The following is a 13,353-nucleotide window of genomic DNA, read 5'->3' on the forward strand; positions in this document are numbered from 1 at the left end:
TGTACGGCCGCGTGGCGCCTCCCCGGGCGTCCCGGGCTGCTCAGGCATGCCCCCGGCCGCTCACGGGTGCGCCACAATGGCGGGATGACCGAGCAGCCGCAGGCGACCGACGACGGCACCTTCAGGGTGCACCTGGAGGTCTTCGAGGGCCCCTTCGACCTGCTGCTCGGTCTGATCTCCAAGCACAAGCTGGACATCACCGAGGTCTCGCTCAGCCAGGTCACCGACGAGTTCATCGCCTACATCCGGGCCAGGGGGCCGGAGTGGGACCTGGACCAGACGAGCCACTTCCTGCTCGTCGCGGCGACCCTGCTCGACCTCAAGGCGGCCCGGCTGCTGCCCTCCGGAGAGGTGGACGACGAGGAGGACCTCGCCCTGCTGGAGGCCCGCGACCTGCTCTTCGCCCGGCTCCTGCAGTACCGGGCCTACAAGGAGGTCGCCAAGGTCTTCGCCGGAAGGATGGCGGAGGAGGCGCTGCGCTTCCCCCGGACCGTGCCGATGGAGGCCAGGTTCGCCAACCTCCTGCCCGAGCTGATCCTCGGCATCGGCCCCGAGCGCCTCGCCCGGATCGCGCAGCGGGCCTTCGCGCCCAAGACCCCGCCGTCGGTCTCGGTCGCCCACATCTACCAACCACTCGCCAACGTCCGCGAACAGGCGGTTATCCTTGTCGAACGGTTGCGGCGGCTGCGCCGGGCGACCTTCCGGGCGCTCACCTCCGACTGCGCCGGCACCTTCGAAGTCGTCGCACGGTTCCTGGCCGTCCTGGAGCTCTTCCGGGAGTCGGCGGTCTCCTTCGACCAGGTGGAGCCCCTCGGGGACCTGCACGTGACCTGGACGGGCAGCGACGACGGAGACGTCGTGGTGGCCGACGACTACGACGACCGAGTGAGGAAGGAGCCCGCCGATGGCCGAGCCGGTGACTGAGCCCCCGGTGACTGAGCCCCCGGTGACTGAGCCCCCGGTGACCGGACCCACGGCCGGGCCGGAGACCGGGTTCACGGTCGGGGAGGCCGGAGGGAGCGGGCCGGACCTGCGCGCCGGGCTGGAGGCGATCCTGCTCGTGGTCGACGAGCCGGTCGCCGAGGTGACGCTCGCCCAGGTGCTGGAGCGGCCCACGCGCGAGGTCGCCGCGACCCTGCGCGAGCTGGCGGCGGAATACACCGCGGCGGGCCGTGGTTTCGATCTGAGAGAGGTGGCGGGCGGCTGGCGGTTCTACACGCGGGCCGAGTGCGCCTCCCTCGTGGAGCGGTTCGTCCGCGACGGCCAGCAGACGCGGCTCACCCAGGCCGCCCTGGAGACCCTGGCCGTGGTCGCCTACCGGCAGCCCGTGAGCCGGGCGAGGGTGGCGGCCATCCGAGGCGTCAACAGCGACGGTGTCATGCGGACGCTGGTGACCAGAGGACTGGTCGAAGAGGCCGGTACCGAACCGGAGAGCCAGGCCGTGCTCTACCGGACCAGTTCATATTTTCTCGAGCGGATGGGCCTGCGGGATCTCGACGAGCTCCCCGAACTGGCCCCCTTCCTGCCCGACGACGTGGAAACCCTAGAGGAGCAGCAGAAGTGAACAACAGGCGTAGCACCCCGTCCGGTGATGGACGCGGTCGAGGCCGCGGCGGCGCCCCGCGTGGCGGCAACCCCCGCGGAGGCGGATCCCGGGGCGGTTCGTCCTCGGGCGGCTTCCGCTCCGACAGCCGCGGCTTCCGCTCCGACTCCCCGCGCGGCGGCGCCCCCCGGGGGGACGACCGCGGCTTCCGCTCTCCTGCCCGTGACGACCGCGGCGGGTTCCGTCCGGAGCGTCGTGACGACCGCGGTGAGCGGGGCGGTTTCCGCTCCGAGGGCCCGCGCGGCGGCGCCCCCCGGGGGGACGACCGCGGCGGGTTCGGCTCCCGTGACGACCGTGGTTTCCGCTCTCCCGCCCGTGACGACAGGGACTTCCGTTCCCAGGGTCGTGATGACCGCGGCGGGTTCCGTCCGGAGCGTCGTGACGACCGTGGCGACCGGGGCGGTTTCCGCTCCGAGGGCCCGCGCGGCGGCGCCCCCCGGGGAGACGACCGCGGCGGTTCCCGGGCCCGTTACGGCAAGAACGAACGCCGGGACGAGGTGCAGACGATCGGCGGCAAGCGCGCCGGCCAGTACGGCCAGGGCCCTGCCGCGCCGAAGCGCACCACGCCGAACCGCGCCACGCCGAAGCGCGCCCCCGCGGCCAAGGCCGAGCGCCGGCCCGGCGCGATCGAGAACGACCGGTTCAAGACCGCTCGCCAGCCCGTGCGCGATTCGGACTTCTACGACCGCGACTACACCGACGAGCGCGACACCACCGAGGTCCCCGGCGGCGTCCGGCTGCAGAAGGTCCTCGCCCAGGCGGGCGTGGCCAGCCGCCGCGCCTGCGAGGAGATGATCGGCGACGGCCGCGTGACGGTCGACGGCCAGGTGGTCCGCCGCTTCGGCGCCCGGGTCGACCCGACCCGGCAGATCATCCACGTCGACGGCAAGCGGCTGCCGACCATGCCGGACCTGGTCTACTTCGCCATCAACAAGCCGATCGGCGTGGTCAGCACCATGTCCGACCCCGAGGGGCGCCCCTCCCTCGCCGACTACGTGGCCGACCGCACCGAGCGCCTGTTCCACGTGGGCCGTCTCGACACCGAGACCGAGGGCCTGATCCTGCTCACCAACGACGGCGAGCTGGCCAACCGCCTGACCCACCCCAGCTACGGCGTGCAGAAGAAGTACTGGGCGAAGGTCCCGGGCCGGATCAAGCCCGACCTGGCCCGCCGCCTGAGGAAGGGCGTCGAGCTGGAGGACGGCATCGCCAAGGCCGACTCCTTCACGCTGGTCCAGGAGCACGGACAGCAGGCCCTGGTCGAGATCGTCCTGCACGAGGGCCGCAAGCACATCGTCCGGCGCATGCTGGAGGAGGTCGGCCACCCGGTCATCGACCTGGCGCGCATCGAGTTCGGCCCGGTCAAGCTGGGCCGTCTCAAGCCGGGCACCGTCCGCGCGCTGACCGTCAAGGAGGTCGGCGAGCTGTACGCCGCCGTCGGGCTGTAATCTTCCGGAATACACACGTTCGGGACGCGCCGGATCACCTCCTGGTGATCCGGCGCGAGTGGTACGGAGGAACGACGATGGTGCGGGCGATCCGTGGGGCGATCCAGGTCGAGGGCAACGACAGGGACGCCATCCTGTCCGGTGTCACCGAGCTGGTCAGCGAGGTGATGGAACGCAACGGGCTCACCACCGACGACGTGATCAGCGTGATCTTCACGGCGACCCCCGACCTGACGGCGGAGTTCCCCGCGCTGGCCGCCCGCAAGCTCGGATTCCACGAGGTGCCGCTCATCTGCGCCTCCGAGATCGACGTGCCGGGCGCGCTGCCCCACGTCGTCCGGCTGATGGCCCACGTGGAGACCGACAAGTCCCGCCAGGACATCCAGCACGTCTACCTGCGCGGCGCGGTGGCCCTCCGCGTGGACATCGCACAGTGACTTTCTCGTGGACCCCCTCGTGCCCACCGCGCCCCCCGCTGCCCCCGGCGACCCCGGTGACCCCCTTGCGGGTCTCCACGTCCGAGGAGCTCGTATGAGTGCCCTGGAGAGCGTTCTCGTCGTCGGCACGGGCCTGATCGGCACCTCGATCGCCCTGTGCCTGCGCGAGCAGGGCGTCACGGTCTACCTGACCGACCGCGACGCGGCGGCCGTACGGCTGGCCAGGGAGCTGGGCGCGGGCATCGAATGGCACCCGGGGCGTCCCGCGGACCTGGCTCCGGGCGTCGCGTGGCACCCCGGCCGCCCCGTGGACCTGGCGATCATCGCCGTCCCCCCGCACGTGGTCGCCGAGCAGCTGGCGCAGCTCCAGCGGGCCGGGGCCGCCAGGTTCTACACCGACGTGGCCAGTGTCAAGGCGCTCCCGCTCCGGCTGGCCGGGGAGCTCGGCTGCGACCTGACCACCTATGTCGCCGGGCACCCGCTCGCGGGCAGGGAACGCTCCGGGCCCGCCGCGGCCAGGGCCGACCTGTTCCTCGGACGGCCCTGGGCCCTGTGCCCGACGGAGGAGACCTCTCCCGACGCGCTGGAGCTTCTGCGCGGACTGGTCAAGCTCTGCGGCGGCGAGGCCGTCGAGGTCGACGCCGTCCAGCACGACAAGGCCGTCGCGCTCGTCTCGCACGCCCCCCACGTGGCCGCCTCCGCGGTGGCCGCCCGGCTCGCCGACGCCCCGGCCGCCGCGCTCGGCCTGGCCGGGCCGGGGGTCCGCGACGTCACACGCGTCGCGGCAGGGGACCCGGGCCTGTGGACCGGCATCCTGTCGGGCAACGCGCTCCCGGTGGCCGACGTCCTGGAGGCGGTCGCGGCCGACCTGGCCGCCGCGGCCGCCGCGCTGCGCGCCTCCGCCGCGCCGGTCCCGCCCTCGGAGGAGGCCGCGGCGGCGGGCACGGCGATGAGCACGGTCACCGACCTGCTCCACCGGGGCGTCGCCGGGACCGGCCGGATCCCCGGCAAGCACGGCGGCCCGGCGCGCACCTACGCGGTCGTCCAAGTGATCATCGGCGACCGGCCGGGCGAGCTGGCCCGGCTGTTCCAGGTGGCCGAGGAGACCGGCGTCAACATCGAGGACGTCCGCCTGGAGCACGCCCCGGGCCTGCCGCTGGGTGCCGCCGACCTGTTCGTGCAGCCCGAGGCGGCGGCCCCGCTGTCGGAGGCGCTGCGCGCCCACGGCTGGCATCTGCCCTGACCGGTCCGGCCCCTGCCGGTCGGCGGTCACGGCTGTTGGCCGCCCATCGGGACCGGCTCAGCGCGGGCGTCCTCGAACCGGTCAAGGGTCGAGCGGGACGGGGGCGGCACGGCGCCGGGTCCGGCGGGCCTTCGCCGATGCGTGGTTCCCTCTCCACTCCCGGTAGCCTCGTACGGACAACTCAAGCGGGCGGTAAGCCGCTCTGCGGGCGCCGACGGCGGAGGCCGGGCGCGCGCGGGCGTCCACGAGTGGAGCGAACCAGAGATGAACACGGTGACCGGGCTGGTCGTCGCCATGGACGGGCCCTCGGGGTCCGGCAAGTCGAGCGCGTCCCGCGGGGTCGCGCGGGCGCTGGGGCTTCGGTACCTCGACACCGGGGCGATGTACCGGGCGATCACCTGGTGGATGCTCCGGCAGGGCGTGGACCTCGCCGACCCGGAGGCCATCGCGGCCAGGGCGCTGGAGCCGGTGCTCACGATGGGCACCGACCCCGACGCGCCCTCGGTGGCCGTGGACGGCACCGACGCCGCCGGGCCCATCCGCACGGCCGAGGTCACCGCCGCCGTCTCGGCGGTGAGCGCGGTGCCCGAGGTGCGGCGCCGGCTCGTCGCCGAGCAGCGCGAGATCATCGGTACGGGCGGCATCGTCGTCGAGGGCCGGGACATCGGCACCGTGGTCGCCCCCGGCGCCCCGGTCAAGGTCTACCTGACCGCGAGCGCGGACGCCCGGGCGGCCCGCCGTACGGCCGAGCTCGCCGGCACCACCGTGGAGGCGCAGAAGGCCGCCATGGCCCGCCGCGACACCCTCGACTCGACCAGGAAGACCGACCCGCTGGCGATGGCGCCCGACGCCGTCGAGCTGGACACCACACCGCTGAACCTCGACGAGGTCATCGCCGAGGTTCTGCGTGTCATTAAGGAAAAAGTGTGACTGGGGAATACGACGACGACCGCGGCTGGATCGACGCTGAGCTCGCCGATCTGGGGACCGAAGACAGCTCGCAGGACGAGGCGCCGGACTCCGGTCCGCTGCCCGTCGTGGCCGTGGTGGGCCGCCCCAACGTGGGCAAGTCCACCCTGGTCAACAGGATCATCGGCCGCCGGGAGGCGGTCGTGGAGGACGTTCCCGGCGTCACCCGGGACCGGGTGACCTACGAGGCCACCTGGCGCGGGCGCCGGTTCACGGTGGTCGACACCGGCGGGTGGGACCCCGACGCGACCGGCATGGCCCTGCGGATCGCCGAGCAGGCGCAGATCGCGGCCGAGCTGGCCGACGTCATCCTGTTCGTGGTGGACGCCGCGGTGGGCGTGACCGACTCCGACGAGATCGTCGGCCACGTGCTGCGCAGCTCCGGCAAGCCGGTCATCCTGGCCGCCAACAAGGTCGACAACCAGCAGATGGAGCTGGAGGCCGCCGCGCTGTGGTCGCTCGGCCTGGGCGAGCCGCAGCCGGTCTCCGCGCTGCACGGCCGCTCCAGCGGCGACCTGCTCGACGTGGTGCTGGACAAGCTGCCCGAGACGCCTCCGCAGCGCTTCGGCGCCGAGCGGGGCCCGCGCAGGGTCGCGCTGCTCGGCAAGCCCAACGTGGGCAAGTCCTCGCTGCTGAACCAGCTCGCGGGCCAGGAGCGCGTGCTCGTCGACCCGATGGCCGGCACCACGCGCGACCCGGTCGACGAGCTGATCGAACTCGGCGGGAAGACCTGGCGCTTCGTGGACACCGCCGGCATCCGCCGCCGCGACCGCGAGCTCAAGGGCGCCGACTTCTACGCCAGCATGCGGACCCGGGGCGCGCTGGAGCGCTCGGAGATCGCGATCGTGCTCATCGACGCCAGCGAGGTGCTGACCGAGCAGGACCTGCGGATCATCTCGCTGGTGATCGAGTCCGGCCGGGCCATGGTGGTGGCGTTCAACAAGTGGGACCTGCTCGACGAGGACCGCCGCTACTACCTGGAGAAGGAGATCGACCGCCAGCTCGTCCGCGTGCCGTGGGCGCTGCGGGTCAACATCTCCGCGAAGACCGGCTGGCACGTCGACCGGCTCGTCCCGGCCATCGAGAAGGCGCTGGACTCCTGGTCCACCCGCGTGCCGACGGCCCGTCTCAACGCCTTCCTCACCGACCTGGTCGCGGCCACCCCGCCGCCGGTCCGCGGCGGCAAGCAGCCCAAGATCCTCTTCGCCACCCAGGCGTCGACGGAGCCGCCGAAGTTCGTGCTGTTCACCTCGGGCTTCCTGGAGGAGACCTACCGCCGCTTCATCGAGCGCCGGATCCGCGAGGAGTTCGGCTTCGCCGGGTCTCCCATCGAGGTCACGATGAAGATCCGCGAGAAGAGGCAGGCGAAGAAGAAGTAGCCGGGTCCCGGGCCCGGTGGGCCCGGTGTGCGAGCCGTACAGGACGCTCCTGTACGGCTCGCGCCCGTTCGCGGGGCGGTGTCGCGTGTCACCCCGGGTGGCAGGCCGGCGCGTGGCGCGTGTCGTGGGGGGCCGTGACGTTCTCGTCGGCCAGGTGGAAAGTCACGCCGAGGGCCGCGGCTCCGCGGCCGCCTCGCCGAACACCCACGGGTCGGCCTCGCACTGGGCGATGAAGTCGCCGGGGAACCCCAGCTCGAACTCGGCCGCCGACTCCAGCAGCCGGATCGCCTCCTCGGGAAGGGCGACGTCGACCGCGCCCAGGTTGTCGGCGAGCTGCCCGACGTCGCGCGCCCCGATGATCGGATGCACGGCGGCGGAGCGGGAACGGGTCCAGGCGATCGCCACCTGGGCCGGCGTGGCGCCCAGCTCGTCCGCGACGCGCCGCACGGCGCGCGCGACCGCGTGGTCGCGGGGGGTGAGGGAGGAGGGGTCGATCCGGGTGCGCGCGGCCGGTGCTGCACCCGGTGCGTCCGGGCCGGTGAACTTCCCGGACAGTACGCCGCCGGCGAGCGGTCCCCAGGCGGCGACGCTCATCCCGAACGCCTCGGCCATCGGCAGCAGTTCCCGCTCGATGTCGCGCTTGAGCAGGTTGTACGGCACCTGCAGGCCCGCGAACGGGGTCCAGCCCCGCCACTCCGCCAGGGTGTTGGCCCGGCTGACCAGCCAGGCAGGGGCGTCGGAGATTCCCGCATACAGGATCTTGCCGGCGCGCACGGCGTCGTCCAGCGCCCGCATCGTCTCCTCCACCGGGGTGTGGCGGTCCCAGACGTGCACCCAGTACAGGTCGATGTAGTCGGTCCGCAGCCGCCGCAGGCTCGCCTCCAGCGACAGGGTGAGGTTCTTGCGGTGGTTGCCGGCGGCGTTCGGGTCCCGGCGGTCACGGGAGATCGTGTACTTGGTGGAGACGACGAACCGGTCGCGGCGGCCGGTGAGGAGCTCACCGAGGACGGACTCGCTCTCGCCGTACGCCGAGGCCGTGTCGACGACGTTGCCCCCCGCCTCGGCGTAGGCGTCGAGCATGGCGCGGTGCTCCCGCAGCGCGCCGGGGCCGCCGCGCTCGTAGAAGGCCATCGCGCCGAAGAACAGCTCGGACACCCGCAGGCCGGTCCGGCCCAGCAGTCGGTAACGCAAAGAAGGTCCTTTCCCGGGTCTGGTGTCTTTCGGGCCCGCCGGAACCGGGCGGGCGGCGTCGTTTCGGGGGTCGTGCCGCTTCAGGGCACGTCACGTGCCGCCATCGCGAAGGAGTCGTTGTCGATGCCCCACGACAGGATCCGCCGCGGGCGGATCAGGATCCACGCGGGATCGAACGGGAACGGCGCGCCGAGACGCTCGCCCACCTGCTTCCCGCCCTCGTCGTAGGTCTCCGCGCGCCCGCGGATCTCGATCCCGCGGGGTGTCCACGGGTCCACGGCCGCGATGTCGTCGATGACGAAGGCCACGTCGGGGTGGTGGCGCGCATCGCGGAACTTCTTGCTCCCCGCCATGCCGGAACCGGCGACACCGCCGATCACGATCGCCTCGGCCTCGGGGTCGTAGACGACCCCCACAGGCCTGACCGCGGGCCTGCCGTCCCGGCCGACCGTGGCGAGGCGTCCCAGTGGCTGGCCGGTCAGGTAGGCGACTTCGCCGTCGGTGAATGCACTCATGGCACCCGAGCCTGCCGGGCGCGCCCCCGCCCGGGGAGACCGCGGTGAGACTGGCCCCGGCAGGGCCACGATCGCAGCGGGGCGGCGCGCGCCCAATAGACTCCCCGCCATGGCAGGCAACGAACTGGGCGTGTTCCTGCGCTCCCGGAGGGAGGCCGTCGCACCCGCCGCCGTGGGACTCCCCGGCGGCTCGCGCCGGCGTACACCCGGACTGCGCCGGGCCGAGCTGGCCACGCTCGCCGGAGTCAGTGTGGAGTACCTCACGCGGCTGGAGCAGGGACGCGACCGCCGGCCCTCTGCCGAGGTCCTCGCCGCGCTCGCCGACGCCCTGAGCCTCTCCGCCGGCGAGCGGGTCCACCTGCACCGCCTCGTCAAGGCGACGACCGGCGGCGCCTGCCAGAACGTCGCGTCGCCGACCCGCACCGTGCGCCCCACGGTACGGGCGCTGCTCGACCGGCTCGAACCGGCTCCGGCGCTGGTGGTCAACCGGTTGAGCGAGGTGCTCGCTCGCACGGCGGGCTACGACCGGCTCGCGGGCCCCCTCGGCCTGCTGGAGGCCGGCCCTCCCAACCTCGCCCGGTTCGTCTTCACCGATGCCCGGGCACGGGCCGCCTTCCCCGACTGGGACCGCGTCGCCGACGAGCGGGCCGCCGATCTCCGGGCCGCGGCGTCCCTCGGCGATCTCCACGCCGCGGTCCTCGCCGAGGAGCTGACCGCCGCCGTCGGCGCCTCGTTCGGCGACCGCTTCACGGCCGCGGGAGCGCTCCCCGGGCGCACGGGCGTCGAACGGTGGTCGCATCCTCTGGCGGGCGAGCTGTCGCTGGCGTACGAGAGCCTCGAGGTGCCCGACACCGACGAGCACCGTCTGATCGTCTATCTCCCGGCCGACGAGGCCGCCTCCGCGGCGCTCGGCCTGCTGAACTCGACTCCCTGAATCCGGTCTCCGTGGGACGGCGGGAGACCGGATTCAGGCGGACGCCGGGGCCGGCTCGCCGCCCGCCCTGCCCGGCAGGGCCAGCGCGACCAGCGCGCCGGCGGCGCAGAGGACCGCGGTGAGCAGGAAGATCTCGCTGTACTCGGTGTGCAGGGCGGCCCGGACCTTCGCCTCGTACTCCGCCAGCCGCCGGGCGTAGACATCGGGCTCCACCCCGAACGGCAGCGGCGTGTCCAGGTCGGCGGTGAGCGACTGGAACCGGTGGAACCCCCAGGCCGACAGGGCCGCGACGCCCAGCAGCATGCCCATCATCCGGGCCACCACCACCGCCGCCGAGGCCACGCCGTGCTGGGCGGCCGGGACGGCCCGCAGCACGGCCGAGGAGACCGGCGCGATGACCAGGCCGAGCCCGAGACCCGCCACGATCAGGTCGGCGTCCATGCGGTACCCGGCGGCGGCCAGGTCCAGCGGCCACTGGCCGATGCGGACGTAGCCGGCCGCGGCCGCCACCAGGCCGCCGGCCGCCACCGCGCGCTCGCCGTACCGGTGGGCCAGCACCCCGCCGAGCAGGGCCGCCACGGAGAGCGCGACGAGGAAGCGGGACAGCACCAGCGCGCCGTCCAGCGCCTCCAGCTTGAGCAGCGTCTGCGCCGATAACTGCACGTCCACGAGCGTGACCAGCAGCGCAGCGCCGGTCAGGAAGCTGACCCCGAGGGTGGCGAAGAACGGGCCGCGCAGCACCCCGGCCATGTCGACCAGGCGGGTCCGCGCGCGGGTCTCCCACACGACGAACGCGGCCCCGGCCACGACCCCGGCGGCGATCGCCGGCAGGCCCCACGGAGGCAGGACGGACCGGCTCGGGTCGGGGTTGTAGAGCCCGGCCACGAGCAGGCCCAGCGAGAGGGCCAGCAGCAGCCCGCCGACCACGTCCACGCGGGCGGCGGGAGCGGTCCCGCGTTCGGGCGGCGGCACCGAGCGATGCACGGCCACCGCCGCCACGGCCACCAGCGGGACGTTCAGCCAGAAGATCGCCCGCCAGCCGCCGAGCTGGACGTCGCCGAGGTGCAGGGTGACCGGGACCAGGGCGGCCAGGCCCGCGCCGTAGAGCGGGCCCAGCACGCTGCCGAGCTCCTGGGCGGCGCCCACCGCGCCGAGCGCCACCGGGCGGCCGCGCTCGTCCCACAGGTCGCCGACCAGCGCCATGGTGATGGGCAGCAGCGCGCCGCCGGCGATGCCCTGGACCGTACGGCCCGCGACCAGCCAGGGGACCGTCTCGCCGAGCGCGGTGACGACCGAGCCGATCGCGAAGCCCGCCAGGCACAGGTGGATGAGCGGGCGCCTGCCGTACCGGTCGGAGAGCTGGCCGAGCAGGGGCATGGCCGCGATGTAACCCAGCAGGAAGCCGGTGACGATCGGAGTGGCCCGCTCCAGGTGGTTCTGCGGGACGTCGACGTCCTCGGCGATGTCGATGAGGACGGTGACGACGACGTAGGCGTCCAGCGCGGCGAGCAGCACCGCGGTGCCGCCGACGCCGAGGGCGACGCGCCGCCGGGCGGCCCGCCCCCGGTCGGGGAGGGCACCGGGGGAGGAGGCGGAGGGAGAGGAGGCCACGGGCTCACTCCGCCGGGGCGGTGACCTGGACCGGCACGTCGTAGTCGTCGAAAGCGACGATCACCTTGCCGCCGGCCAGCGGCAGGTCGGCCTTGAGCAGGCGGCTGGTGGCCTTGTCGATCCAGAGCGTGCCGTTCACGCTCTGCGCGAGCCCCGGAACCATCGTGGCGAGGATCTGCTGGGAGAGCGTGGCGGAGACCCGGTAGGCGTCGGCGCCGTCCACCTTCTCCTCGCCCTGGGTCTTCGGGTCCAGGGCGTTGGACAGGAGCTGGACGACCCCCTTCTCGGGATTGAGGATGGCCGACGGGTCGTAGATCGCGGCGAGCTGGCCGCGCGACATCTTCTGGAAGCCGCCGGTCACGCCCTTGAAGTACACGGTGTCGCCCACCAGGAAGAACTCGATCTCCAGCAGGCTGCCGGCCATGTCGACCTGGAGGGTCCCGTCGGCGTCGCCGGTGGCGCTGAGGCGGCCGGCGGCCTGCTTGACCTGCACCGGCGGGGTGCCTTCGGTCTGCATGGTGAAAGCGGTGGACTTGACGGCCCGCATCGCCTCCGCGGACTTCTTGACCAGGTCGGGACCGCTGGGCAGCGCGGCCTTTCCGCCGGAATCGCCGCTGCACGCGGTGACCAGGGAGAGCGCGGCGACCACCGCGGCGATGAAGATCCGTCGAGCAGACATGGCCGGATCGTAGCGATCGCCCGGTCAACTGCGGGAGGATCGGCCGGTATCGGTTTCGCTTCACCGTCCCCCGGCGCGGACGAACCGGGACGCTGTGGTCAGCGGAGACTCTTGAGGTGCTCCACCACGGGGGCGTAGGCCCTCTCCAGCTCGCGGAGCTGGTCGTCGGTGAGCAGGTCGATGAAGTGCTCCCGCACGCTGGCCACATGGTGCGGCGCGACCTTCTGTATGGTCTCCCAGCCGTGCGCGGTGAGCACGGCGAAGGTGCCGCGGCGGTCGTCCGGGCAGGTCTCCCTGGAGACCAGGTCGGCCGCCTCCATCCGGGAGATCTGGTGCGAGAGCCGGCTGCGGGACTGGATCGTGGCGTCCGCCAGGTCGCTCATCCGCATGCGCTGCTCCGGGCTCTCCGAGAGATGGACCAGGATCTCGTAGTCGTTGACGGAGAGCCCGAAAGCCTGCAGCTCGCGGTCGAGGCGGTGCTCGAGGAGCTTGTGGGCGGCCAGGTGGGTGCGCCAGGCCCGCTGTTCGATAGAGGTGAGCCAGCGGGGCTCCGCGGTGTCCATGGAACGAACCTACCTCAGACGACGGCGGCCTCTCCGCCTCAGGCGGGCATCGCCCTCAGCCGAAGGTGATGGGATGGTCGGAGATCGCGCAGGCCATGATGTCCGGGCCGTCCGGGCCGGTCCGCCACTCCAGCAGGTGCCTGCCCTCCCACTCCAGGGCGCGCGGCCGCCGGGAGTGGTCCAGGGGGAGAGCGGACAGGTCCGTCGTGCGCAGGCCGTCCAGGTTCAGCTCGCCGCGCTTGACGAGGGCCTCCTTGCGGACCCAGAGCCGGATCAGCGCCTCGTTGCCGTCGACCAGGGGCAGCTCCGCAGCGGCCAGGGACTGCTCGGCCAGGGACTCGTCGAGCGGGCCCGGCGGGACGTGCTCGGCGTCCACACCGATCCGGCCGGGGCCCGCCGCCGCGCACACGTACCCGCGGCTGTGGCTGAGGCTGACGCCGAGCCGGGGGATCTCGGCGAGGTACGGCCTGCCGTGCCCCGGACCGTGCAGCTCGCAGACCTGGAGCAGGGTCAGCCGGTCCTCGGGCACGCCGGTGATCCTGGCCGCGCACCGCCGTACCAGGACGTGGGCGGCGATGAAGTCGCGGCGGTCGGACTCCCGTACGAACCGGGCCGCCCGATCACGCTCGATCTCGGTGAGCAGGGCCGGCCCGTCGGCGGGGTAGATCTCGTCGGTGGGGCCGGCCAGTACCAGGGAGTCGTGCACGGGCTTCAGACTAGGCGCTTCGCGAGGTGTGAATGATTCCGCCCCGTCACAGGGCCTTTCTGGTGGCTCGTGTTC

General features: G+C 73.3%; 14 protein-coding genes. 8 read left to right on the forward strand and 6 right to left on the reverse strand.

Annotated elements, in window-relative coordinates; translation table 11 throughout:
• Nucleotides 1-84: 84 nt before the first annotated feature.
• From HS041_RS17835 to der, 7 genes are all read left to right on the forward strand, one after another.
• On the forward strand, nt 85-924 hold the full coding sequence (locus HS041_RS17835) for a segregation and condensation protein A (protein ID WP_196441786.1): 840 nt from the start codon (nt 85-87) through the stop codon (nt 922-924).
• A gap of 37 nt (nt 925-961) precedes the next feature.
• Nucleotides 962-1,564 (forward strand): SMC-Scp complex subunit ScpB, encoded by a 603-nt coding sequence (gene scpB, locus HS041_RS17840; protein WP_374058854.1) that lies wholly within the window; start codon nt 962-964, stop codon nt 1,562-1,564.
• A complete protein-coding gene (locus HS041_RS40070) occupies nt 1,561-3,051 on the forward strand; it encodes a pseudouridine synthase (RefSeq protein WP_307845349.1) in 1,491 nt (496 codons plus the stop codon). Before scpB ends, HS041_RS40070 begins: the two co-directional genes overlap by 4 nt.
• Before the next feature lie 77 nt (nt 3,052-3,128).
• Nucleotides 3,129-3,488, forward strand: coding sequence for a chorismate mutase (gene aroH, locus HS041_RS17850; protein WP_196441787.1), 360 nt, complete (start codon nt 3,129-3,131; stop codon nt 3,486-3,488).
• Between the two features lie 94 nt (nt 3,489-3,582).
• Entirely contained in the window at nt 3,583-4,731 is a 1,149-nt protein-coding gene (locus HS041_RS17855) for a prephenate dehydrogenase (RefSeq protein ID WP_196441788.1), read from the forward strand.
• A gap of 264 nt (nt 4,732-4,995) precedes the next feature.
• Nucleotides 4,996-5,661 carry a (d)CMP kinase gene (gene cmk, locus HS041_RS17860; RefSeq protein ID WP_196441789.1) on the forward strand — a complete coding sequence of 222 codons (666 nt, stop codon included), beginning with the start codon at nt 4,996-4,998 and terminating at the stop codon, nt 5,659-5,661.
• The gene (gene der / locus HS041_RS17865; RefSeq protein WP_196441790.1) at nt 5,658-7,079 is read left to right on the forward strand and encodes a ribosome biogenesis GTPase Der; all 1,422 of its coding nucleotides are present in this window, start codon (nt 5,658-5,660) and stop codon (nt 7,077-7,079) included. Before cmk ends, der begins: the two co-directional genes overlap by 4 nt.
• Nucleotides 7,080-7,241: 162 nt before the next feature.
• On the opposite strand, the gene HS041_RS17870 is transcribed toward der, so the two are convergent.
• Together HS041_RS17870 and HS041_RS17875 are read right to left on the reverse strand one after the other, a co-directional pair.
• Nucleotides 7,242-8,270, reverse strand: a complete 1,029-nt coding sequence (locus HS041_RS17870) for an aldo/keto reductase (RefSeq protein ID WP_196441791.1) — start codon at nt 8,268-8,270, stop codon at nt 7,242-7,244.
• A gap of 80 nt (nt 8,271-8,350) precedes the next feature.
• The gene (locus HS041_RS17875) at nt 8,351-8,785 is read right to left on the reverse strand and encodes a PPOX class F420-dependent oxidoreductase (protein ID WP_196441792.1); all 435 of its coding nucleotides are present in this window, start codon (nt 8,783-8,785) and stop codon (nt 8,351-8,353) included.
• A gap of 109 nt (nt 8,786-8,894) precedes the next feature.
• Between HS041_RS17875 and HS041_RS17880 the strand changes: the two genes are divergently transcribed.
• Nucleotides 8,895-9,719, forward strand: a complete 825-nt coding sequence (locus HS041_RS17880; protein WP_196441793.1) for a helix-turn-helix domain-containing protein — start codon at nt 8,895-8,897, stop codon at nt 9,717-9,719.
• A gap of 33 nt (nt 9,720-9,752) precedes the next feature.
• Here HS041_RS17880 and HS041_RS17885 read toward each other — a convergent pair whose 3' ends face one another.
• From HS041_RS17885 to HS041_RS17900, 4 genes are all read right to left on the reverse strand, one after another.
• Complete coding sequence (locus HS041_RS17885) at nt 9,753-11,330, reverse strand: MFS transporter (protein ID WP_196441794.1); 1,578 nt, start codon at nt 11,328-11,330, stop codon at nt 9,753-9,755.
• 4 nt (nt 11,331-11,334) lie between these two features.
• Nucleotides 11,335-12,009: an LppX_LprAFG lipoprotein gene (locus HS041_RS17890; protein WP_196441795.1), complete on the reverse strand. Its 675-nt coding sequence runs from the start codon at nt 12,007-12,009 to the stop codon at nt 11,335-11,337.
• Nucleotides 12,010-12,107: 98 nt separating this feature from the next.
• Nucleotides 12,108-12,572 carry a MarR family winged helix-turn-helix transcriptional regulator gene (locus HS041_RS17895; protein ID WP_196441796.1) on the reverse strand — a complete coding sequence of 155 codons (465 nt, stop codon included), beginning with the start codon at nt 12,570-12,572 and terminating at the stop codon, nt 12,108-12,110.
• Between the two features lie 55 nt (nt 12,573-12,627).
• Nucleotides 12,628-13,278 (reverse strand): 4'-phosphopantetheinyl transferase family protein, encoded by a 651-nt coding sequence (locus tag HS041_RS17900; protein ID WP_196441797.1) that lies wholly within the window; start codon nt 13,276-13,278, stop codon nt 12,628-12,630.
• Between the last annotated feature and the right edge of the window lie 75 nt (nt 13,279-13,353).

Source organism: Planomonospora sp. ID67723, assembly GCF_015711605.1.
Taxonomy (GTDB): domain Bacteria; phylum Actinomycetota; class Actinomycetes; order Streptosporangiales; family Streptosporangiaceae; genus Planomonospora_A.

Excerpts from the sequence above, each read along its gene's own strand:
- HS041_RS17835 (WP_196441786.1), top strand. The coding sequence starts at position 85 with ATGACCGAGCAGCCGCAGGCGACCGACGACGGCACCTTCAGGGTGCAC.
- aroH (WP_196441787.1), top strand. The coding sequence starts at position 3,129 with ATGGTGCGGGCGATCCGTGGGGCGATCCAGGTCGAGGGCAACGACAGG.
- HS041_RS17855 (WP_196441788.1), top strand. The coding sequence starts at position 3,583 with ATGAGTGCCCTGGAGAGCGTTCTCGTCGTCGGCACGGGCCTGATCGGC.
- cmk (WP_196441789.1), top strand. The coding sequence starts at position 4,996 with ATGAACACGGTGACCGGGCTGGTCGTCGCCATGGACGGGCCCTCGGGG.
- HS041_RS17875 (WP_196441792.1), bottom strand. The coding sequence starts at position 8,785 with ATGAGTGCATTCACCGACGGCGAAGTCGCCTACCTGACCGGCCAGCCA.
- HS041_RS17880 (WP_196441793.1), top strand. The coding sequence starts at position 8,895 with ATGGCAGGCAACGAACTGGGCGTGTTCCTGCGCTCCCGGAGGGAGGCC.
- HS041_RS17890 (WP_196441795.1), bottom strand. The coding sequence starts at position 12,009 with ATGTCTGCTCGACGGATCTTCATCGCCGCGGTGGTCGCCGCGCTCTCC.
- HS041_RS17895 (WP_196441796.1), bottom strand. The coding sequence starts at position 12,572 with ATGGACACCGCGGAGCCCCGCTGGCTCACCTCTATCGAACAGCGGGCC.